The organism is Bacillus sp. FSL M7-1020, assembly GCF_038050415.1.
Taxonomy (GTDB): Bacteria; Bacillota; Bacilli; order Bacillales; family Bacillaceae_G; genus Bacillus_A; species Bacillus_A toyonensis.
The window spans coordinates 5,120,896-5,144,067 of the sequence record NZ_JBBOTW010000001.1 but is presented as its reverse complement, the minus strand read 5'-3'; the positions used below and the strand labels follow the sequence as shown (position 1 = coordinate 5,144,067).

Genomic DNA, 23,172 nt, shown 5'->3' with positions numbered 1-23,172 from the left:
CGATTATCCCTCCTTCTTTTCTGATACCACAACTGTGATGTGGCTTGTGCGTTTGTTAATTTGGCTTGCACGACCCATTGCACGTGGACGGAAACGTTTCAACGTTGGACCTTCGTCAACGAAAACTTTTTCAACAACTAGGTTGTTAATATCCATCTCATAATTGTGCTCTGCATTTGCGATTGCAGATTTTAAAACTTTTTCTACAACTGGAGAAGCAGTTTTTGGTGTGTGGTTAAGGATAGCAATCGCTTCACCCACTTGCTTACCTCGGATTAAGTCTACTACTAAACGAACTTTACGAGGAGCAATACGAACTGTTCTCGCTACTGCTTTAGCTTGCATTGAAGTGCCTCCTCTCATTATCTTCTAGTTTTCTTATCGTCAGCAAGGTGACCTTTATACGTACGAGTTGGTGCGAATTCACCTAACTTATGGCCAACCATATCCTCAGTGATGTACACAGGTACGTGTTTACGACCATCATATACAGCGATTGTGTGTCCGATGAACTGAGGGAAGATTGTTGAACGGCGAGACCAAGTTTTAACAACTTGTTTTTGCTCAGATGCAACTAATTTTTCCATTTTGCTCATTAAGTGATCATCGACAAATGGTCCTTTTTTTAAGCTACGAGCCATTTTGGTGCCTCCCTTCGTGATTGGCGTACGGTTCTAGAAATGAACCGTACTACAATCCCATTATTTTTTACGACGACGAACGATAAATTTATCAGACGCTTTATTTTTCTTACGAGTCTTGAATCCAAGAGTTGGTTTACCCCATGGAGACATTGGAGACTTACGTCCGATTGGAGAACGTCCTTCACCACCACCGTGTGGGTGATCAACCGGGTTCATTACAGAACCACGAACTGTTGGGCGTTTACCTAACCAGCGAGAGCGACCTGCTTTACCGATTTTGATAAGTTCGTGTTGTTCGTTACCAACTTGACCGATTGAAGCGCGACAAGCAGATAATACAAGACGTACTTCACCAGAAGTTAAACGTACAAGTACGTATTTACCTTCTTTACCAAGTACTTGAGCAGATGTACCAGCAGAACGAACTAATTGTCCGCCACGACCAGGCTTAAGCTCGATGTTATGAACAACAGTACCTACTGGAATGTTGATTAATGGTAATGCGTTACCGATTTTAATGTCAGCTTCTGGGCCAGACATAACTTCCATACCTACTTCTAAAGATTTAGGAGCAAGAATGTAACGTTTTTCACCGTCAACGTAGTTAATTAATGCGATATTCGCAGAGCGGTTTGGATCGTATTCGATCGTAGCAACGCGTCCTGGAATTCCATCTTTGTTACGCTTAAAGTCGATGATACGGTATTGACGCTTATGTCCGCCACCTTGATGACGTACAGTAATTTTACCTTGGTTATTACGACCCGCCTTCTTGCTTAAAGGAGCAAGTAATGACTTTTCGGGTCTGTCAGTCGTGATTTCAGCGAAATCATTCGTAGTCATATTACGACGACCGTTAGTAGTTGGATTATACTTTTTAATTCCCATCTCAATTTCCCTCCTTCTTTAGTAAGAATTAAACGCCTTGGAAGATTTCGATTTCTTTGCTGTCAGCAGTTAGCTTAACGATTGCTTTACGACGACGGCTAGTAAAACCAGCGTGACGACCAACGCGTTTTGCTTTCGGCTTGTAGTTCATGATGTTCACTTTTTCTACTTTAACACCAAAGATCGCTTCAAGAGCATCTTTAACTTCTGTTTTATTAGATTTAACGTCCACATCGAACGTGTATTTTTTTTCAGCCATCATTTCCATAGAACGTTCAGTGATAACTGGGCGCTTAATGATATCACGAGGATCTCTCATTATGCAAGCACCTCCTCTACTTTTTCCACTGCCGCTTTTGTCATGATTAGCTTATCATGATGAAGCACGTCTAAAACGTTTACGCCATCAGCAGTGATTACTGTTACTCCAGGGATATTGCGAGCAGATAACTCTACAGATTCGTTTGCATCAGCAGTTACGATAAGAGCTTTCTTCTCAACAGTTAATCCTTTAAGTACTGCTAGCATATCTTTTGTTTTTGGTGCATTTAACACTAGGTCTTCAAGAACTACAATGTTGTTCTCAACTACTTTAGTAGCTAATGCAGATTTGATTGCTAAACGACGAACTTTCTTAGGAAGTTTGTACGCATAGCTTCTTGGTGTAGGTCCGAATACCGTACCACCACCACGCCATTGAGGAGAGCGGATAGACCCTTGACGAGCACGTCCAGTTCCTTTTTGACGCCATGGTTTACGACCACCACCGCGAACTTCAGAACGAGTTTTTACTTTGTGTGTACCTTGACGTAAAGATGCACGTTGCATCATTACAGCTTCGAAAAGTACAGCTTCATTTGGTTCGATACCGAAAATAGCTTCAGCTAATTCGATTTCACCAACCTGTGAACCAGTTTGGTTATATACAGTAACTTTTGGCATTGGAATTCCTCCTTCCTATTGTGAATTATTTGCTAACCTTCACAGCGCCTTGAACAACTACAAGAGATTTCTTAGCACCTGGAACGTTACCTTTTACTAGTAATAAGTTGCGCTCAGTGTCAACTTGAACGATTTCTAAGTTTTGGATAGTAACTTGGTCTCCACCCATACGTCCAGCAAGTTTTTTGCCTTTGAATACACGGTTCGGAGCAACTGGGCCCATTGAACCTGGACGACGGTGATAGCGAGAACCATGAGACATAGGTCCGCGAGATTGTCCGTGGCGTTTGATAACACCTTGGAAACCTTTACCTTTAGAAATTCCTGTTACGTCAACGATTTCACCTGCAGCGAAAACTTCAACTTTTACCTCTTGACCAACCTCTAATCCGTCCACGTCTGCATCGCGGATTTCGCGAATGAAGCGCTTAGGAGTTGTAGATGCTTTAGCAGTGTGGCCTTGTTCAGGTTTGTTAGTTAACTTTTCACGTTTATCTTCAAATCCTAACTGGATTGCATTGTAGCCATCAGTTTCAGTTGTTTTCTTTTGAAGAACAACGTTTGGATTAGCAGCGATAACTGTTACTGGGATTAACTCACCGTTCTCAGCAAATACTTGAGTCATACCGATCTTTCTTCCTAAGATTCCTTTGGTCATGAGTTACACCTCCTACATTTTTAAGTTATATAATTTATAGTTTGATTTCGATATCTACACCAGACGGTAAGTCTAAACGCATTAATGAATCTACTGTTTGTGGAGTAGGACTCACGATATCGATTAAACGTTTGTGTGTGCGCATTTCGAATTGCTCACGAGAATCTTTGTACTTATGAACAGCACGAAGAATTGTGTAAATAGTCTTCTCAGTTGGTAATGGGATCGGACCAGAAACTGTTGCCCCAGAACGCTTAGCTGTTTCTACAATTTTCTCAGCTGATTGATCAAGAATACGGTGATCATAAGCTTTTAAACGGATACGAATTTTTTCTTTTGCCATTATTTTCCCTCCTTCGTTCGCCTATTTCTAAAATAGACCTTCTCCATGGAAATTTCCCCACACCATGCCATGGCAAAGCGGCCGGGTGTGTCAGCAACCTTCCACTTCATCGCAGTCAAAGACCAACATTGTCTATTATACAATGTTATTCGTCTAGATGCAAGCATCTTTTTGTTTGCATCTGCTTTTCTCTACTTTTGCTATTATACATGGCACTTTAAAGAATTTCAAGTTTTCATCTAACAGAATTCATTTTACAGTTTCTGGATTTTGTTTTGATGGTTTTATATTAATATAGAAGAAACTCGTCAAAACATAAAAATATAATCTTACTCATTATATAAACACAAACAAAAAACCCAAGGGAGAATCCCTTGGGTTTTTATATCAGTTAAGATTACTCAACGATAGTTGCAACTACGCCGTAACCTACTGTACGTCCACCTTCACGAATAGAGAATTTAGTTCCCTCTTCGATAGCGATTGGAGCGATAAGTTCGATAGTCATTTCGATGTTGTCACCAGGCATTACCATTTCAGTACCTTCTGGTAATTGGATGATACCAGTTACGTCAGTTGTACGGAAGTAGAACTGAGGACGGTAGTTAGCGAAGAATGGAGTGTGACGTCCACCTTCTTCTTTAGATAATACGAAAACTTCAGCTTTGAATTTAGCGTGTGCTTTTACAGAGCCAGTTTTAGCAAGAACTTGTCCACGTTGGATGTCTTCACGAGCAACCCCACGAAGAAGAGCACCGATGTTGTCTCCAGCTTGAGCTTGGTCAAGAAGTTTACGGAACATTTCTACACCAGTTACAGTTGTAGAAGCATTCTCTTCAGCAAGACCGATGATTTCTACTACGTCACCAACTTTAACGATTCCGCGCTCTACACGACCAGTTGCAACTGTACCACGACCTGTGATAGAGAATACATCCTCGATAGGCATTAAGAATGGTTTGTCAGTTTCACGTTCTGGAGTTGGGATGTAAGCATCAACTTCAGTCATTAATTCAATGATTTTTGCTTCCCAATCAGCTTCTCCTTGAAGAGCTTTAAGAGCAGAACCTTTGATTACAGGAATGTCGTCGCCTGGGAATCCGTATTCAGATAATAGGTCACGAACTTCCATTTCTACTAATTCTAATAATTCTTCGTCGTCTACCATGTCGCATTTGTTTAAGAATACAACGATGTAAGGTACACCTACTTGACGAGAAAGAAGGATGTGCTCACGTGTTTGAGGCATTGGGCCATCAGCAGCAGATACTACTAAGATACCGCCGTCCATTTGAGCAGCACCAGTGATCATGTTTTTAACATAGTCAGCGTGACCTGGGCAGTCAACGTGTGCATAGTGACGAGTTTCAGTTTCGTACTCAACGTGTGCAGTTGAGATTGTGATTCCGCGCTCTCTTTCTTCTGGAGCAGCGTCGATTTGATCGTATCCGCGTGCTTCAGCACCACCAGCTTTTGCAAGAACTGTAGTGATCGCAGCAGTTAATGTAGTTTTACCATGGTCAACGTGGCCGATTGTACCGATGTTAACATGGGGTTTAGAACGTTCGAATTTAGCTTTAGCCATTCTAAATTCCTCCTTAGTTTATATAGGTTATTTTATATTTAGACTAGAAAGCGAAACCGAAGTCTCACTTTCTAAGCTTACATAAGTAGTTATACTTGAACAATCGATAAAAATCAATTATTCACCTTTATTTTTTTTAATAATTTCTTCTGAAACAGACTTCGGTACTTCTTCATAATGATCAAATGTCATTGAGAATGTTCCGCGTCCTTGAGTGTTTGAACGTAATGCTGTCGCATAACCGAACATTTCAGAAAGTGGAACCATAGCGCGAACAACTTGTGCGTTACCGCGAGCTTCCATACCTTCTACACGTCCACGACGAGATGTTACGTCACCCATGATGTCTCCCATGTATTCTTCAGGAATTACAACTTCAACTTTCATCATTGGCTCAAGAATTACTGGGTTACATTTAGAAACCGCAGCTTTAAGTGCCATAGATGCAGCGATTTTGAACGCCATCTCAGATGAATCGACATCATGGTAAGAACCGTCAACTAATGCTGCTTTAATGTCAACTAGTGGGTAACCAGCTAGTACACCATTTTTAAGTGAGTCTTCAAGACCCGCTCCAACAGCTGGGATGTATTCACGTGGAACTACACCGCCGACGATTTTGTTTTCGAATTCAAATCCTTTACCTTCTTCGTTAGGTGCAAACTCAATCCAAACGTGACCGAATTGTCCACGTCCACCAGATTGACGAGCGAACTTACCTTCAACTTTCGCAGCAGCGCGGAAAGTTTCACGGTATGCTACCTGAGGAGCACCAACGTTTGCTTCAACTTTGAATTCACGGCGCATACGGTCAACGATGATATCAAGGTGAAGTTCACCCATACCAGCGATGATTGTTTGGCCAGTTTCTTGGTCAGTGTGAGCACGGAATGTTGGATCTTCTTCAGAAAGCTTAGATAATGCTGTACCCATTTTATCTTGGTCAGCTTTAGATTTTGGTTCGATAGCTACAGAGATAACTGGCTCTGGGAATTCCATAGACTCAAGGATAACAAGGCTCTTCTCGTCACAAAGAGTATCACCAGTAGTAGTATCTTTTAAACCTACAGCAGCAGCGATGTCACCAGCGTAAACTGTTGAAATCTCTTCACGGCTGTTAGCGTGCATTTGTAGGATACGACCTACACGCTCACGCTTACCTTTAGTTGAGTTTTTCACGTATGATCCAGAGTTTAACACACCAGAGTACACACGGAAGAACGTTAACTTACCAACATAAGGGTCAGTCATGATTTTGAATGCTAAAGCTGCAAATGGTTCTTCATCGCTAGACTTACGTTCTACTTCTTCCTCTGTATCCGGAAGAGTACCTTTAATAGCAGGTACATCTAATGGAGATGGTAGGTAGTCGATAACTGCGTCTAACAGAATTTGAACACCTTTGTTTTTGAATGCAGAACCACAGATTACTGGGAAGAATTCTACAGAAGTTGTAGCCTTACGGATACCAGCTTTAAGCTCTTCTACAGTGATTTCTTCACCTTCTAGGTACTTCATCATCATTTCTTCATCAAGCTCAGCTACCGCTTCAATAAGCTTTCCACGGTATTCTTCAGCTAGTTCTTTGTGCTCTTCAGGAATTTCGACACGCTCGATGTCTGTTCCTAAATCGTTACCGTACATGTAAGCACACTCTTCAACAAGGTCAATGATACCATTGAACTCATCTTCAGCACCGATTGGTAACTGAATTGGATGTGCGTTTGCTTGTAAACGATCGTGGATTGTTCCTACAGAGTATAAGAAATCTGCACCGATCTTATCCATTTTGTTAACGAATACGATACGAGGTACACCGTAAGTAGTAGCCTGACGCCAAACAGTTTCTGTTTGTGGTTCAACACCAGATTGTGCATCAAGTACTGCTACCGCACCATCAAGTACGCGTAAAGAACGTTCTACTTCTACTGTGAAGTCTACGTGTCCTGGAGTGTCAATGATGTTTACACGGTGACCTTTCCATTGAGCTGTAGTTGCAGCAGAAGTAATTGTGATACCACGCTCTTGCTCTTGCTCCATCCAGTCCATCTGAGATGCACCTTCATGAGTTTCACCGATTTTATGAATACGTCCTGTGTAATACAGAATACGCTCAGTTGCTGTAGTTTTACCAGCATCGATGTGAGCCATGATACCAATATTACGAGTGTTTTCTAAAGAGAACTCTCTTGTCATTTGGTGTCTTGCTCCTTCCATATATGGATTGGATTTTTTTATTTTAAGTAGCAAAAAAGCCACTTTATATTGTTACATATGCCAGTGTCCAGTACCCTCATTATGTAAAACGAGCGCCCAACGAAAGGGAGAGGCATTCTCCCTCTCCACACTTCCATAAGCGACAAATAAAGCGGTTTATGCTTACATTTATTTTACGTTGAATCCTACCAACGGTAATGAGCAAATGCTTTGTTAGCTTCTGCCATTTTATGAGTGTCTTCACGTTTCTTAACAGATGCACCAGCGTTGTTAGCTGCATCTAAGATTTCGTAAGCTAGACGCTCTTCCATAGTTTTTTCACCACGAAGACGAGCATAGTTTACTAACCAGCGAAGACCTAAAGTTGTACGGCGTTCTGGACGAACCTCAACTGGAACTTGGTAGTTAGCACCACCAACACGACGAGCGCGTACTTCAAGAACAGGCATGATGTTCTTAAGAGCTTGCTCGAATACTTCCATTGGTTCTTTATCTGAACGTTCACGAACGATATCGAAAGCGTTATAAAGAATTGTTTGAGATTTACCTTTTTTACCGTCAACCATCATTTTGTTGATTAGGCGTGTTACAAGTTTAGAATTGTACATTGGATCAGGTAACACGTCACGTTTCGCAACAGGTCCTTTACGAGGCATATTGAGTTCCTCCTTTCATTATAAGTTTATTATTTTTTAGCTGGTTTTGGTCGCTTAGTACCATATTTAGAACGTCCTTGCATACGTTTGTCAACACCAGCTGTATCAAGCGCTCCACGAACGATGTGGTAACGTACCCCTGGTAAATCCTTTACTCGACCACCGCGAATTAATACTACGCTATGCTCTTGTAGGTTATGACCGATACCTGGGATGTAAGCTGTAACTTCAATACCGTTTGTTAAACGTACACGAGCGTATTTACGTAACGCTGAGTTAGGTTTCTTTGGAGTCATTGTACCAACACGAGTACATACACCACGTTTTTGAGGTGCAGAGATATCAGTTGATTTTTTCTTTAAAGAGTTAAAACCTTTGTTTAACGCAGGTGATTTAGATTTCCATACTTTATCAGTACGACCATTTCTCACTAATTGGTTAATAGTAGGCATTTGATTATCCTCCCTTCGCATGTTTGTATGACCACATATCCAGGTGGTTCATTATTAGTTGAAAACAAAGTTTTTGCAAGGAAGAGCAAATGCTCTCTCCTCACAAAAACAGTTTTAACTTATTATTCCTATTGCTGAAGCTCCCACTTGAATCCCCGAAACTTTTCCAAGCTTACGAACTGATTCAACTTTGGTTATGGGTATGTTATGTTGCAAAGCAGTGCGAATGATAATATGGGTTAACCGCACATCAGCATCTTCTGCAATAACAACTTCTTTAACTATACCATTTTTGATTGCTTCCAATGTTCGTTTATGACCAACGACTACATTTTCAGCATTTGACACTTTTTGATAAGACATATAAATATCCTCCAAAGCATCGTTCAGGAGCAACCTTGATTATAGTAACATTTTGACTCATACAATGTCAACTAGGATTAGATGTTTTTATACAAAATTCACACGGAAAATTTTACTGTTCCACATAAATCTCATCGTTTTCTACATTCATGTCATCTTGTGTTGTTTTTACAAGATCAACTTTGCGATAACGATTCATACCTGTTCCAGCAGGAACAAGTTTACCGATAATAACGTTCTCTTTCAGTCCTAGAAGCTCATCACGTTTACCTTTAATTGCTGCATCAGTTAAGACACGAGTTGTTTCTTGGAATGATGCTGCAGATAAGAATGAATCAGTTTCAAGTGAAGCTTTTGTAATACCAAGTAGAACAGGTCTAGCCGTTGCTGGTTGTTTACCTTGCAGTAACACCTTCGCATTCGCATCAGTAAACTGATGGATATCTAGTAATGTTCCTGGTAATACATCTGTTTCACCTGCATCACTTACACGAACTTTACGTAGCATTTGACGTACCATTACCTCTACGTGTTTGTCACCAATTTCTACCCCTTGCATACGGTATACTTTTTGAACTTCACGTAATAAGTATTCTTGAACTGCCGTAATGTCCGTTACTTTTAGTAATTCTTTCGGATCAATAGAACCTTCTGTTAACTCTTTACCGTGGCTAATTGGCTGTCCTGGCGTTACTTTCAGACGAGCACCGTAAGGAATAGCATACGTACGAGCTTCAACCTCACCCTGTACAACTACTTCTTGGCGATCTTTAACATCGTTGATCGCTGCGATAACACCGTCGATTTCACTGATAACTGCCTGACCTTTCGGATTACGAGCTTCAAAGATCTCTTGGATACGAGGTAAACCTTGTGTGATATCATCACCGGCAACCCCACCTGTATGGAACGTACGCATCGTTAACTGTGTACCTGGCTCACCGATAGATTGAGCCGCGATAATACCTACCGCTTCTCCTACTTCTACGTCTGTACCAGTTGCTAAGTTACGACCGTAACACTTCTTACATACACCATGGCGAGTGTTACACGTAAACGCTGAACGAATGTTTACAGTTTCAACACCCGAATTTTCAACGATATGAGCGATATCTTCAGTAATTAATTGATTTTCAGCAACTAATACTTCACCTGTTTCAGGATGTTTTACAGTTTTTCTTGCAAAACGTCCAACAAGACGATCATATAATGACTCAATTACTTCATTACCCTCTTTAATCGCACCAATTAGTAAACCGCGATCTGTTCCACAATCATCTTCACGAACAATTACATCTTGTGCAACGTCTACAAGACGACGTGTTAAGTAACCAGAATCGGCAGTCTTAAGTGCTGTATCGGCAAGACCTTTACGAGCACCATGCGTAGAGATGAAGTACTCAAGTACTGTTAAACCTTCACGGAAACTTGATTTGATCGGAAGTTCAATGATACGACCAGATGGATTGGCCATCAGACCACGCATACCAGCAAGCTGAGTGAAGTTAGATGCGTTACCACGGGCACCAGAATCACTCATCATGAAGATTGGATTGCGTTTATTCAAGGACTTCATCAGTTTTCCTTGGATAACGTCTTTTGCATTACTCCAAATAGAGATAACACGATCGTAACGTTCTTCTTCCGTGATTAAACCGCGACGGAATTGTTTAATTACATTATCTACTTTTGCTTGTGCTTCGTGGAGAATTTCATCTTTTTCACCTAATACAAGAATGTCAGATACCCCAACTGTAATACCAGCTTTTGTAGAGTATTTAAATCCTAAGTTCTTCATACGGTCAAGCATGCGAGACGTCTCTGTAATTTTGAAACGCTTGAATACTTCCGCAATGATGTTACCAAGAATCTTCTTGCTAAATGGTGCCACTTCTTCGCGACTAGCAATAATTTCTTTAATGTTCGCACCTTTTTCAACGAAATATTCCGCTGGTGTTTCTTTTTCAAGGTTTGAGTTTGTTGGTTCGTTAATATAAGGGAACGACTCTGGTAAGATTTCGTTAAATATTAATTTACCAACTGTTGTTAATAGAAGCTTACCTTTTTGCTCTTCAGTAAACGTTACATTATTTACTGAACTTGCAGCAACTGCAACACGCGTGTGCAGATGTACATATCCATTTTGGTATGCAAGTATTGCTTCGTTGGCATCTTTGAAGACCATACCTTCACCGATTGCACCTTCACGCTCAAGTGTTAAGTAGTAGTTACCTAATACCATATCCTGAGATGGAGTAACAACTGGTTTTCCGTCTTTTGGATTCAAGATGTTTTGTGCCGCTAACATAAGAATACGAGCTTCTGCTTGTGCTTCTGATGATAACGGAACGTGAACCGCCATTTGGTCACCGTCAAAGTCCGCGTTGTATGCAGTACATACAAGTGGGTGAAGACGGATTGCACGACCTTCTACTAGTGTAGGTTCAAACGCCTGGATACCAAGACGGTGAAGTGTTGGTGCGCGATTTAGAAGTACTGGATGTTCTTTAATCACAGATTCTAAAACGTCCCAAACTTCAGGTTGTACACGCTCGATTTTACGTTTAGCACTCTTAATGTTGTGTGCTAAACCTTTTTCAACTAACTCTTTCATAACGAAAGGTTTGAACAGTTCAAGCGCCATTTCTTTCGGTAATCCACATTGGTACATCTTTAAGTTCGGTCCTACAACGATTACTGAACGACCAGAGTAGTCAACACGTTTACCTAATAAGTTTTGACGGAAACGTCCTTGTTTACCTTTAAGCATGTGAGATAGAGATTTTAATGGACGGTTACCTGGTCCAGTAACTGGACGGCCACGGCGACCATTATCGATTAATGCGTCTACAGCTTCTTGTAACATACGTTTTTCGTTTTGAACGATGATGCTTGGTGCACCTAAGTCCAATAGACGTTTTAAACGGTTGTTACGGTTAATTACACGACGGTATAAGTCGTTTAAATCAGAAGTAGCAAAACGTCCACCATCCAACTGTACCATTGGGCGTAGTTCTGGTGGGATAACTGGAAGAACATCTAGGATCATCCAAGATGGGTGATTTCCAGAGTTACGGAATGCTTCTAATACTTCTAGACGTTTAATAGCACGAGTACGGCGTTGTCCTTGTGCTGTTTTTAATTCTTCTTTTAAGAAGTCTACTTCTTTATCTAAATCGATATCTTGTAGTAGCTTTTTAATCGCTTCTGCACCCATAGCAGCTTGGAATGTGCTACCATATCGATCACGATATGCACGGTATTCTTTTTCAGAAAGTAATTGCTTCTTATCAAGTGGTGTATCTCCACTTTCTGTTACAACATAAGAAGCGAAATAAATTACTTCTTCAAGCGCGCGAGGGGACATGTCTAAGACAAGTCCCATGCGGCTCGGGATACCTTTGAAATACCAAATATGAGATACAGGAGCAGCTAATTCGATATGACCCATACGTTCACGACGAACTTTTGCACGCGTTACTTCAACGCCACATCGATCACAAACTACACCTTTATAACGTACACGTTTGTATTTTCCGCAATGACATTCCCAGTCCTTTTGTGGTCCGAAAATACGCTCACAGAACAAGCCATCTTTTTCAGGCTTTAACGTACGATAGTTAATTGTTTCTGGTTTCTTAACTTCACCGTATGACCAAGAACGAATCTTGTCAGGTGAAGCAAGTCCAATCTTCATATATTCAAAGTTATTTACATCTATCAAGGGGCCTACCTCCCTTTTAGTCTACAGGTTATCCCAATTATTCCTTAGTTGTCTCAACTTCGACATTCAATTTATCTGCTGATTGATGATCGTCGTCATCTTCTGTATCACGCATTTCGATTTCTTTATCGTCGCTAGACATCATTTTAACGTCCATACCTAAACTTTGCAGTTCTTTAATCAATACTTTGAATGATTCAGGAACGCCTGGTTCTGGAACATTTTCACCTTTAACAATTGCTTCATACGTCTTAACACGTCCGATAACATCATCAGACTTCACTGTTAAGATTTCTTGAAGAGTATAAGCAGCACCATAAGCTTCAAGTGCCCAAACCTCCATCTCACCGAAACGCTGTCCACCGAACTGAGCTTTACCTCCAAGAGGTTGCTGCGTTACAAGTGAGTATGGTCCAGTAGAACGAGCATGAAGTTTATCGTCAACCATGTGCGCAAGTTTGATCATATACATGACACCAACAGATACGCGGTTATCGAATGGTTCACCAGTACGTCCGTCATACAGGATTGTTTTCGCGTCATTTGCCATACCAGCTTCTTCAATTGTGCCCCATACATCTTCCTCACGAGCACCATCGAATACTGGTGTTGCAATGTGAATGCCAAGGTATCTTGCTGCCATACCAAGATGAAGCTCTAATACCTGACCGATATTCATACGAGATGGTACCCCTAATGGGTTTAACATGATATCGATTGGCGTACCATCTGGTAAGTAAGGCATATCTTCTTCTGGTAAAATACGAGAGATAACACCTTTGTTACCGTGACGTCCTGCCATCTTGTCACCTTCAGAAATTTTACGTTTTTGAACGATATACGCACGTACAAGTTGATTCACGCCCGGTGGCAATTCATCGCCATCTTCACGGTTGAATACTTTTACGTCTAAGATAATACCGCCACCACCATGTGGTACACGTAGTGATGTATCACGTACTTCACGTGCTTTTTCACCGAAGATTGCATGTAATAGACGTTCTTCTGCTGTTAATTCTGTTACACCTTTAGGTGTTACTTTACCAACAAGTAGATCTCCATCTTTTACTTCAGCACCGACGCGAATAATACCACGCTCATCAAGGTTACGAAGTGCATCTTCTCCGACGTTTGGAATATCACGTGTAATTTCTTCTGGTCCAAGCTTCGTATCACGAGCTTCTGACTCATATTCTTCAATATGAATAGAAGTGTACACATCATCTTTTACAAGGCGCTCACTCATAATGATCGCATCCTCATAGTTATAACCGTCCCATGTCATGAAGCCAACAAGCACGTTACGTCCAAGTGCTAGTTCACCTAATTCCATAGAAGGACCATCCGCAAGGATTTCACCTTTTACAACTTCATTTCCAACACTTACGATTGGACGTTGGTTGTAGCAAGTTCCTTGGTTAGAACGAATGAATTTTTGCATTTTGTAGCGATCTAAGTCGCCTTTTACTGTTTGACCGTCAACTTCTACATAGCGACGTACCCAAACTTCACGTGCTTCTACGCGTTCAACAACACCAGGGTGTTTACAGATTACTGCAGCACCTGAGTCTTTTGCTGATACGTACTCCATACCTGTACCTACAATCGGTGATTCCGGATTCATTAACGGAACCGCCTGACGTTGCATGTTCGCTCCCATAAGTGCGCGGTTAGAGTCATCGTTTTCTAAGAACGGAATACAAGCTGTCGCTGCCGACACTACTTGCTTTGGAGATACATCCATATAGTCGATGCGTTCTTTATTTGTGACAATGTTTTCACCACGGAAACGAGCTACGATATCTTCATCAAGGAATTCTCCTTCTTCAGATAATTTCATATTCGCTTGGGCTACAACATAATTATCTTCTTCATCTGCTGTTAAATAATCAACCTGCCCTGTTACAAGACCAGTTTCTGGGTCAACACGACGGTATGGTGTTTCAATGAAACCAAACTCATTTACTTTCGCGAACGAAGATAATGAGTTAATCAAACCGATGTTTGGTCCCTCTGGTGTTTCAATCGGACACATACGACCGTAGTGAGAGTAGTGAACGTCACGCACTTCAAAGCCTGCGCGCTCACGCGTTAAACCACCGGGTCCTAATGCAGATAGTCTTCGTTTGTGAGTTAACTCTGCTAATGGGTTTGTTTGGTCCATGAACTGAGATAACTGAGAACTTCCGAAGAACTCTTTAATAGATGCAATAACAGGACGGATGTTAATTAACGCCTGTGGTGTAATTGCATTTGTATCTTGAATCGACATTCTCTCACGAACAACACGTTCCATACGAGAAAGACCGATACGGAATTGGTTTTGTAAAAGCTCTCCTACTGAACGTAAACGACGGTTTCCTAAGTGGTCGATATCGTCTGTATCCCCTACTTTGTATAGTAGGTTGAAGAAGTAGCTGATAGAAGCAAGGATATCACCTGGTGTAATATGTTTTATATCACGAGTAATATTTGCATTACCAATTACGTTAATTACGCGTTCGCCTTCTGACTCAGGAGCATAAATCTTAATAGATTGCAGCTCAACATCGCCTGCTACCACTCCACCCATTGGTTTCGCTGTTTTGAATCCAATGTTTTTCTCTAAGTAAGGTAGAATGCGATCAAGCGTACGACGATCTAAGACTGTTCCTTCTGCCGCTAAAATTTCACCAGTTTCTGGATCCACCAGTGTTTCAGCTAAACGTTGGTTAAACAATCTATTTTTAATGTGTAGCTTTTTGTTGATCTTATAGCGGCCTACATTTGCTAAGTCGTAGCGCTTCGGATCAAAGAAACGAGACACAAGTAAGCTCTTTGCATTTTCTACTGTTGGTGGTTCACCAGGGCGTAGACGCTCATAAATTTCAAGCAATGCTTTTTCTGTGCTATCTGTGTTGTCTTTTTCTAATGTGTTGCTTAAGTATTCGTTATCACCTAAAAGCTCGGTGATTTCTTGATCAGAGCCAAACCCTAATGCGCGTAACAAAACAGTTACAGGAAGTTTACGAGTACGGTCAATACGTACATATACAACATCCTTAGCATCTGTCTCATACTCTAACCAAGCCCCGCGGTTTGGAATTACAGTAGCAGTAAAACCACGTTTTCCGTTTTTATCCACTTTGCCACTATAGTATACGCTTGGAGAGCGAACTAACTGGGAAACGATAACACGTTCTGCACCGTTAATTACGAATGTTCCAGTCTCTGTCATGAGTGGGAAATCTCCCATGAACACATCTTGTTCTTTTACTTCACCAGTTTCCTTGTTGATTAGACGCACTTTTACACGAAGTGGTGCTGCATACGTCACATCACGCTCTTTGCATTCTTCTACAGAGTATTTAGGTTCACCTAAGCTGTAGTCGATAAATTCAAGCGATAGATTTCCCGTAAAGTCTTCGATCGGAGAAATGTCTTGGAACATTTCTCGCAAACCCTCATCAAGAAACCACTGATAAGAAGAGGTTTGAATTTCGATAAGATTTGGTAACTCTAATACTTCACTAATACGGGCATAACTTCTTCGTTGGCGGTGGCGTCCGTATTGAACTAGTTGACCTGTCAACTGCTTCACCCCTCAAATCATGAGTATTATAAATGCACAAAAAAATTTGTGCAAAATCACAAATAAATACAACTACTGCTATTAGCGTAGTTTTTTTCTCTTAAAGATAGATACGTTGAGTCTTTCTACCTGCTCAAAAAGAAAAATGGCTTCTTTAAGAAAACCATCATTCTGTTTCATAATCTGCTGATTTTACTATCTTTTCCAAGAGAAACAAAAATATACATCTTTTCTCAACGCAGAAAATCATATATTGGCATTGTATAATGTTAACATAGCCAAAAATAACCGTCAACGCTTTTTTGATTTTATGATATAATATCCTTTTTTCTTTTCTACAACTTCAACTTCAGAAAATACTTCTTCTAGTTTTTTTAGCGCAGATGGTGCACCTTGTTTCTTTTGAATAACAATCCACAATTCTCCACCTGAAACTAAATACTCTACAGCTTTTTCTAAAATCTCATGCACGATATCTTTACCAGCACGAATTGGAGGATTAGATAGAATAACAGCATACTTGCCATCTACATTTTCATAGACACTACTTTGCAAAATACGTACATTTTCAATTTTGTTATTAGCGGCATTTTCTTTTGCAAGCCCCAAGGCCCTTTCATTCACATCCACCATGTGAATTTCACGATCTTGAAACTCTTTCGCTAACGACAAACCGATTGGACCGTACCCACACCCTACGTCTAACACATTACCTTTAACATCTGGCATTTGAAACGCTTCAATTAAAAGACGAGAACCAAAGTCCACTTCGTTTTTCGAGAACACCCCATGGTCAGATAAAAAAGTAAATCGAGATTCACGAAGCGTAAATTCCCATCGTTTACGATCACTCTTACTAGAAGGGTCGTTAGAAAAATAATGGTCTGCCATATGGCCACCTCTTTTCTTTACAGTTAAAAAAAAAGCTCGCATGAGAGCGAGCTTTTTAAAGCATCAAAAGTTAATTACTTAACTTCTACAGCAGCGCCAACTTCTTCAAGTTTAGCTTTCATTTCTTCAGCTTCCTCTTTAGAAACGCCTTCTTTGATTGCTTTTGGAGTGTTGTCAACTAATTCTTTAGCTTCTTTTAAGCCAAGACCAGTGATTTCACGTACAGCTTTGATAACTTTGATTTTTTGAGCGCCAGCACTTGCAAGTACTACGTCAAATTCAGTTTTCTCAGCAGCAGCTTCACCAGCGCCACCAGCTACAGCTACAGGAGCAGCAGCAGTTACGCCGAATTCTTCCTCGATAGCTTTTACTAAGTCGTTAAGTTCTAATACAGTCATAGATTTAACTGCTTCAATGATTTGTTCTTTAGTCATTGTAAATATCCTCCCTTAAATAGGTTTGTATTGTTTTATAGATAACAAGTAATTATCTTTTAAAAAATTAAGCGCCTTGCTCTTCCTTTTGTTCTGCAACTGCTTTAGTAGCAAGTGCAAGGTTACGGATTGGAGCTTGAAGAACGCTAAGAAGCATAGAAAGTAAGCCTTCACGTGATGGAAGAGTAGCGATAGCTTTAACCTCATCAAGTGTTACAAGTTTACCTTCGATTACGCCCGCTTTAATTTCTAAAGCTTCATGTTTTGTAGCGAAGTCGTTTAATACTTTCGCAGGAGCAACTACATCCTCGTTACTGAACGCGATTGCGTTTGGTCCTGTTAAGAATTCGTTTAACTCAGCCATTTCAGCAGACTCTGCAGCACGACGAGTTAAAGAGTTTTTGTAAACTTTGAACTCAACGCCAGCTTCACGTAATTGCTTACGTAATTCTGTTGCTTCAGAAACTGTTAAACCACGGTAGTCAACAACGATTGTAGATTTACTAGCGCGAAGTTTGTCCGCGATTTCAGTTACAACTTGTTGTTTAGTTTCGATTACTTTGCTCATGTTATTACACCTCCTGTAGATTATATAGAAGATGTACCGAAAGTGCACTAAAAACCTCCATGCCCAACTTGTAGACATGGAGGCATATAGTCACAGAAAAAAAATTCCGCTTCGTATATTAACACCTAGGTAGGAAATTAAGTCGAATGACACCTACTGTCTACGGTACACTATTTAAATTCACAACATAAATGATTATATTAAAACTTCTTTATGAAGTCAACTTCCAATTTTTACGCAAGTGTAGAAACGTCTACGCGTACGCCAGGTCCCATTGTAGAAGCAACAGTTGCATTCTTCATGTAAGTACCTTTTGCAGCAGCTGGCTTAGCTTTTTGTAGCGTGTCAGCAATTGTTTTGAAGTTTTCTACTAGTTTAGCATCTTCGAAAGATACTTTACCGATTGGAACGTGGATGTTACCAGCTTTATCAACGCGGTATTCAACTTTACCAGCTTTGATTTCGTTAACAGCTTTAGTTACATCGAAAGTAACTGTTCCAGTTTTAGGGTTTGGCATTAAACCTTTAGGTCCTAATACGCGACCAAGTTTACCAACTTCACCCATCATGTCAGGAGTTGCTACTACTACATCGAAATCGAACCAACCTTGTTGGATTTTACCGATGTAATCAGCATCGCCTACGAATTCAGCGCCAGCAGCTTCAGCTTCTTTTGCTTTTTCGCCTTTAGCGAATACTAATACACGTTGTACTTTACCAGTACCGTGTGGAAGAACAACTGCGCCACGAATTTGTTGGTCAGCTTTCTTAGGGTCAACACCTAAACGGAATGCAGCTTCTACAGTTGCATCAAATTTAGCTGTGTTTGTTTTCTTTACTAATTCTACTGCTTCTGTTGCAGAGTAAGCAGTTGCACGATCGACAAGCTTCGCAGCTTCTACGTACTTTTTACCTCTTTTAGCCATTTTTATTTCCTCCTCGAATGTGGTTTTAGCGGAATAACCTCCCACGTTTACGCTTTTTTTCCAGGGATAACCTGAGGATGCGCGCCATCCTTTTATTTTAAAAAACGATAATCATTTACGATAATAAAGGTTGCGAATTGGAATTCCAGACCCGCAACCTTTTTTAAAAACAAATCGAATTAGTCTTCGATAACGATGCCCATACTGCGTGCAGTACCTTCAACCATACGCATTGCAGCTTCTACGCTAGCAGCGTTTAGGTCAGGCATTTTAGTTTCAGCGATTTCGCGTACTTTATCACGCTTAACAGTTGCCACTTTATTACGGTTTGGTTCACCAGAACCAGACTCAATACCAGCTACTTTCTTAAGAAGAACAGCAGCAGGAGGAGTTTTAGTAATGAAAGTGAATGAACGGTCCTCAAATACCGTAATTTCAACAGGGATGATAAGACCAGCTTGATCTGCTGTACGAGCGTTAAACTCTTTACAGAAGCCCATGATGTTAACACCTGCTTGTCCTAATGCTGGACCAACTGGTGGAGCTGGGTTAGCTTTACCTGCAGGAATTTGAAGCTTTACCATTTTAATTACCTTTTTAGCCACGAGACACACCTCCTTAAGTCCGTGATGTGGTCAATTGGACAGTGATTTGCCCTCCCACGTCATATTTTATCTGTAACGATAAAATCTTTCAAAAAACGTCTCCGATAACGAAGACGTACTGACTTAAAAGATATTATCACTTTTTACAATTCATTTCAAGTTTCATTTTATAATTTTTCAATTTGATGGAAGTCAAGTTCAACTGGAGTCTCGCGACCAAACATATCTACAAGCACACTAACTTTCTTCTTCTCCACATCAATTTCTTCAATAGCACCTGTATAATCTGCGAATGGTCCCTCATTTACACGTACTGTCTCATGAAGTTCAAAGTCGAAATCAACCACTTCATTGTCCATTCCCATATGCTTCATAATGGTAACAACTTCCTCTTCTAATAGAGGAGATGGTTTAGATCCAGAACCTGAAGAACCAACAAAACCTGTTACACCCGGTGTATTACGAACAACATACCAAGAGTCATCAGTCATGATTAGTTCCACTAATACGTAACCTGGGAACACTTTTCTTTTCATTATTTTTTCTTTACCATTTTTCATTTCTACTTCTACTTCTTCCGGGACAACAACACGGAAAATTTTATCTTGCATACCCATTGATTCTACACGTTTCTCTAGGTTTGCCTTTACTTTATTTTCATATCCAGAATAAGTATGGACAACATACCAACTTTTTTCCATTCATTTAGGACGAGCGTCCTTCCCTCCCTGACGTACATTTTTTTGCGCAAATGAAAAAACCCGTTCACCGGGCTTTTACACAGTTCTTATAAATAACATTATATCATGGATAAGTGCTTCTTATTCAAGAATTAACCAAGAATTAACCGAATTAAAGAAGAAATGCCCATATCAACTACTGCGAAGAAAATCGCAAAGAACACAACTGTAGCGATAACAGTCGCTGTTGAGCGGAGTAATTCATCTTTTTTAGGCCAACTTACTTTTTTCATTTCGCGACCTACATCGCCGAAAAAGTTCGTTAAACGCATCTGCGGGACCTCCAGTGTATTATTTATTTTGTTTCCTTGTGAACTGTATGCTTATTGCATGTTTTACAAAACTTCTTTATCTCAAGTCGCTCTACTGAGCTCGTATCTTTCATCGTAGAGTAGTTTCGATTTTTACACTCTTCACATGAGAGTACAACTTTTTTCCTCATTAGTTACACCAGCCTTGTAACATTATGTCCCTAAAAATGTATCATACAACAAAAGACAATGTCAATGTCATGACTCCCACTCTCTTTACAAAAAGAAAACAGGTGAATTAATTTACACCTGCGTTACTTTCTATGAATTTAAAGTTGTACTCTCTCTCATTTCCATATATCGTTCCAATTTCCTCTTCACCCGCTGTAAAGCGTTATCAATAGATTTCACATGTCTGTTTAACTGTTCCGAAATCTCTTGATAAGAGCGACCATCTAAGTATAAAGAAAGTACTTTTCTTTCTAAATCGCTTAATAATTCAGATATTTTAGACTCTATGTCGGTATATTCTTCTTGACTAATGATCATCTCTTCAGGATCAGTCACCTTCGCTTCGGAAATAACATCCAATAACGTTCGATCAGATTCCTCATCGTAAATCGGCTTATCTAAAGACACATACGAATTTAAAGGAATATGTTTTTGTCTTGTTGCTGTTTTAATAGCGGTAATAATTTGTCGAGTAATACACAGTTCAGCAAATGCTTTGAACGAAGACAGCTTGTCCTCTTTATAATCACGAATTGCTTTAAACAATCCAATCATACCTTCTTGAACAATATCTTCTCGATCGGCACCCACTAAGAAATAAGATCTTGATTTCGCGCGAACAAAGTTCTTATATTTATGAATTAAATATTCTAGAGCGTCAGTATTACCTTTTCGAACTAACTCAACGATTGCCTCATCCTCTAAATCACGAAATGTAACGTCGCCTACACTTACGAAGCCTGCTTCCACCTTGATCCCTCCGACCGCTATTTATTTAGCAATATTATACAGTAAAAAGACAAAGAGCGTCAATGCTTCAACGCTCTCCTCTTCTTAATTTTTCTAATTTTTCTGTAATATCCTCACTGAATATCTTTCGCATGGCAGGTTGCTTTTCTTTCGTGTCTTTTGTACGTCTTCTTACTTGTTGTTCCATCGCTTGTACTTCTAACTCTAATTCACGCGCAGATTTCCGAAGGGCACCTTGCGCAAATATAACCCATTGTTCCGTATAATCAGAAGTCGCAACATATATTTGTGTATTTATATTTCTAAGCTCAATCGCAAGTTTCTCTATCTTTTCGTCCGCAGTTTGATTTTTGCGCGTGAATATTACTTCCACCCGCGATTGTTTCATCTTTTTTTCAATACCGTGGACTGTATAGGCATCAAAGACTATCATTACTTTCGTTCCTGTATATCCTTGATAATCCGCCATCTTATCAATAAGCGCGTCTCTTGATGATTGCAAATCTACATCCCGTAGTTTTTTCAAGTCTCCCCAAGCTCCGATAATGTTGTAACCGTCAACGATTAAAATATCGTTCATTTTTTATTTACCAATTTCGTGACGTTTACGATATACCTCATACATTAACAAACTTGCGGCTACTGAAGCATTTAAGGATGTAACTTTACCAACCATCGGTAAAGTAATTAAGAAATCACACTTTTCACCAATAATACGACTCATACCTTTTCCTTCACTACCAATTACTAATCCAATCGGCATTTTACCATCTATATTACGGTAATCCGTTTTTCCTTTGGCATCTGTACCAGCAATCCAAAGTCCGCGTTCCTTCAATTCATCAATTGTGCGAGATAAGTTTGTTACGCGCGCAACTGGAATATATTCAATTGCTCCTGTTGATGCTTTTGCAACTGATGCTGTAAGTCCTACAGCCCTTCTTTTCGGAATAATAACCCCATGAGCTCCTGTGGCATCAGCAGTACGCATAATAGAACCTAGGTTGTGCGGATCTTCAATTTCATCTAAGATTAAGAAGAATGGATCTTCATTACGTTTTTCTGCTACTTTGAATAAATCTTCTAATTCAGCATACTGGTATGCAGCTACTTGAGCAATTACACCTTGATGATTACCCTCAACTAATTGATCTAACTTCTTCTTTGGTGCATGTTGTAAAATAATCTTATTTTCTTTCGCTAATGCTAGTACAATCTGCACTTGCCCTTTGGCAGCACCTTCCGCGATCCAAATTTTATTAATATCTCTCCCTGATCGTAACGCTTCAATTACAGGGTTACGTCCGATAATATATTCACTACTCATGATGATGTGCCCCCTTCCTTTTCTTCTAAAACTGCAATTGCCTTATATACAATTTCGTCTAATCTTTCACGATTATTTAATAAGTGATGATAACCAATTAGCGCTTCAAAGGCTGTACTATGTCGATATGTTTGTACATCCGTATTTTTCGGAACGGTACCTGAATTTGCATTACGCCCTCTTCTTAATACCGCCTCTTCTTCCTCTGTCAAAAATGACGTCTCTAATAAATGATAAACAACTTTCGCCTGTGCTTTTGCCGAAACAAAGCTCGTCCCTAAGCGATGTAATTGATTAGGACGAACCTTTCCTTTTTGAAGGAGGTGATAGCGGATATATTGTTCATATACCGCATCACCCATATATGCTAACGCTAAGCTGTTTAATTGCTTTGCATCAATCATTC

At 40.1% G+C, this 23,172-nt stretch carries 26 protein-coding genes and 1 other annotated feature; all 26 genes read right to left on the bottom strand.

Annotated features, from left to right (window positions below; genetic code table 11):
* Positions 1-3 precede the first annotated feature (3 nt).
* The 26 genes from rplV to MHB70_RS26370 all read right to left on the bottom strand — a co-directional run bounded on the left by rplV (position 4) and on the right by MHB70_RS26370 (position 23,170).
* The gene (gene rplV / locus MHB70_RS26495; RefSeq protein ID WP_001148024.1) at positions 4-345 is read right to left on the bottom strand and encodes a 50S ribosomal protein L22; all 342 of its coding nucleotides are present in this window, start codon (positions 343-345) and stop codon (positions 4-6) included.
* A 17-nt stretch (positions 346-362) separates the two neighbouring features.
* Positions 363-641: a 30S ribosomal protein S19 gene (gene rpsS / locus MHB70_RS26490; protein WP_000124454.1), complete on the bottom strand. Its 279-nt coding sequence runs from the start codon at positions 639-641 to the stop codon at positions 363-365.
* A 60-nt stretch (positions 642-701) separates the two neighbouring features.
* The gene (gene rplB / locus MHB70_RS26485) at positions 702-1,532 is read right to left on the bottom strand and encodes a 50S ribosomal protein L2 (RefSeq protein WP_000511583.1); all 831 of its coding nucleotides are present in this window, start codon (positions 1,530-1,532) and stop codon (positions 702-704) included.
* 28 nt (positions 1,533-1,560) lie between these two features.
* Complete coding sequence (gene rplW / locus MHB70_RS26480; protein ID WP_001205558.1) at positions 1,561-1,851, bottom strand: 50S ribosomal protein L23; 291 nt, start codon at positions 1,849-1,851, stop codon at positions 1,561-1,563.
* Positions 1,851-2,474 carry a 50S ribosomal protein L4 gene (rplD, locus tag MHB70_RS26475; RefSeq protein WP_001127258.1) on the bottom strand — a complete coding sequence of 208 codons (624 nt, stop codon included), beginning with the start codon at positions 2,472-2,474 and terminating at the stop codon, positions 1,851-1,853. Before rplD ends, rplW begins: the two co-directional genes overlap by 1 nt.
* A gap of 25 nt (positions 2,475-2,499) precedes the next feature.
* The gene (gene rplC / locus MHB70_RS26470; RefSeq protein ID WP_000160209.1) at positions 2,500-3,132 is read right to left on the bottom strand and encodes a 50S ribosomal protein L3; all 633 of its coding nucleotides are present in this window, start codon (positions 3,130-3,132) and stop codon (positions 2,500-2,502) included.
* Positions 3,133-3,166: 34 nt separating this feature from the next.
* On the bottom strand, positions 3,167-3,475 hold the full coding sequence (gene rpsJ / locus MHB70_RS26465) for a 30S ribosomal protein S10 (protein WP_001040595.1): 309 nt from the start codon (positions 3,473-3,475) through the stop codon (positions 3,167-3,169).
* Positions 3,476-3,872: 397 nt separating this feature from the next.
* Complete coding sequence (tuf, locus tag MHB70_RS26460; RefSeq protein WP_001029617.1) at positions 3,873-5,060, bottom strand: elongation factor Tu; 1,188 nt, start codon at positions 5,058-5,060, stop codon at positions 3,873-3,875.
* 117 nt (positions 5,061-5,177) lie between these two features.
* Positions 5,178-7,256 (bottom strand): elongation factor G, encoded by a 2,079-nt coding sequence (gene fusA, locus MHB70_RS26455; protein ID WP_000196385.1) that lies wholly within the window; start codon positions 7,254-7,256, stop codon positions 5,178-5,180.
* A 206-nt stretch (positions 7,257-7,462) separates the two neighbouring features.
* A complete protein-coding gene (rpsG, locus tag MHB70_RS26450) occupies positions 7,463-7,933 on the bottom strand; it encodes a 30S ribosomal protein S7 (protein WP_001137492.1) in 471 nt (156 codons plus the stop codon).
* A gap of 29 nt (positions 7,934-7,962) precedes the next feature.
* Positions 7,963-8,385, bottom strand: coding sequence for a 30S ribosomal protein S12 (gene rpsL / locus MHB70_RS26445; protein WP_001142341.1), 423 nt, complete (start codon positions 8,383-8,385; stop codon positions 7,963-7,965).
* A 114-nt stretch (positions 8,386-8,499) separates the two neighbouring features.
* Entirely contained in the window at positions 8,500-8,748 is a 249-nt protein-coding gene (locus MHB70_RS26440; RefSeq protein WP_000121831.1) for a 50S ribosomal protein L7ae-like protein, read from the bottom strand.
* 112 nt (positions 8,749-8,860) lie between these two features.
* A complete protein-coding gene (gene rpoC, locus MHB70_RS26435; protein WP_000567945.1) occupies positions 8,861-12,472 on the bottom strand; it encodes a DNA-directed RNA polymerase subunit beta' in 3,612 nt (1,203 codons plus the stop codon).
* Between the two features lie 37 nt (positions 12,473-12,509).
* Entirely contained in the window at positions 12,510-16,043 is a 3,534-nt protein-coding gene (rpoB, locus tag MHB70_RS26430) for a DNA-directed RNA polymerase subunit beta (protein WP_000147560.1), read from the bottom strand.
* Positions 16,044-16,334: 291 nt separating this feature from the next.
* Positions 16,335-16,934 carry a class I SAM-dependent methyltransferase gene (locus tag MHB70_RS26425; protein WP_000763276.1) on the bottom strand — a complete coding sequence of 200 codons (600 nt, stop codon included), beginning with the start codon at positions 16,932-16,934 and terminating at the stop codon, positions 16,335-16,337.
* A gap of 74 nt (positions 16,935-17,008) precedes the next feature.
* Complete coding sequence (gene rplL, locus MHB70_RS26420) at positions 17,009-17,368, bottom strand: 50S ribosomal protein L7/L12 (protein WP_000159737.1); 360 nt, start codon at positions 17,366-17,368, stop codon at positions 17,009-17,011.
* 67 nt (positions 17,369-17,435) lie between these two features.
* Positions 17,436-17,936, bottom strand: coding sequence for a 50S ribosomal protein L10 (gene rplJ / locus MHB70_RS26415; RefSeq protein WP_000048718.1), 501 nt, complete (start codon positions 17,934-17,936; stop codon positions 17,436-17,438).
* 39 nt (positions 17,937-17,975) lie between these two features.
* Positions 17,976-18,120 (bottom strand) — a sequence feature (ribosomal protein L10 leader region).
* Positions 18,121-18,169: 49 nt separating this feature from the next.
* The gene (gene rplA / locus MHB70_RS26410; protein ID WP_002093855.1) at positions 18,170-18,862 is read right to left on the bottom strand and encodes a 50S ribosomal protein L1; all 693 of its coding nucleotides are present in this window, start codon (positions 18,860-18,862) and stop codon (positions 18,170-18,172) included.
* A 179-nt stretch (positions 18,863-19,041) separates the two neighbouring features.
* On the bottom strand, positions 19,042-19,467 hold the full coding sequence (gene rplK / locus MHB70_RS26405) for a 50S ribosomal protein L11 (RefSeq protein ID WP_001085872.1): 426 nt from the start codon (positions 19,465-19,467) through the stop codon (positions 19,042-19,044).
* Between the two features lie 167 nt (positions 19,468-19,634).
* Positions 19,635-20,168: a transcription termination/antitermination protein NusG gene (gene nusG, locus MHB70_RS26400; RefSeq protein ID WP_000415793.1), complete on the bottom strand. Its 534-nt coding sequence runs from the start codon at positions 20,166-20,168 to the stop codon at positions 19,635-19,637.
* A 131-nt stretch (positions 20,169-20,299) separates the two neighbouring features.
* A complete protein-coding gene (gene secE, locus MHB70_RS26395) occupies positions 20,300-20,479 on the bottom strand; it encodes a preprotein translocase subunit SecE (RefSeq protein ID WP_001241321.1) in 180 nt (59 codons plus the stop codon).
* A gap of 23 nt (positions 20,480-20,502) precedes the next feature.
* Positions 20,503-20,649, bottom strand: a complete 147-nt coding sequence (gene rpmG, locus MHB70_RS26390) for a 50S ribosomal protein L33 (protein ID WP_012260172.1) — start codon at positions 20,647-20,649, stop codon at positions 20,503-20,505.
* 130 nt (positions 20,650-20,779) lie between these two features.
* Positions 20,780-21,439 (bottom strand): RNA polymerase sporulation sigma factor SigH, encoded by a 660-nt coding sequence (locus MHB70_RS26385; RefSeq protein WP_000387198.1) that lies wholly within the window; start codon positions 21,437-21,439, stop codon positions 20,780-20,782.
* A 67-nt stretch (positions 21,440-21,506) separates the two neighbouring features.
* On the bottom strand, positions 21,507-22,019 hold the full coding sequence (locus tag MHB70_RS26380) for an NYN domain-containing protein (RefSeq protein ID WP_000997879.1): 513 nt from the start codon (positions 22,017-22,019) through the stop codon (positions 21,507-21,509).
* 3 nt (positions 22,020-22,022) lie between these two features.
* Entirely contained in the window at positions 22,023-22,766 is a 744-nt protein-coding gene (gene rlmB / locus MHB70_RS26375) for a 23S rRNA (guanosine(2251)-2'-O)-methyltransferase RlmB (protein WP_000093760.1), read from the bottom strand.
* The gene (locus MHB70_RS26370; RefSeq protein ID WP_000564265.1) at positions 22,763-23,170 is read right to left on the bottom strand and encodes a Mini-ribonuclease 3; all 408 of its coding nucleotides are present in this window, start codon (positions 23,168-23,170) and stop codon (positions 22,763-22,765) included. The genes rlmB and MHB70_RS26370 overlap by 4 nt, the downstream gene beginning before the upstream one ends.
* Positions 23,171-23,172 lie beyond the last annotated feature (2 nt).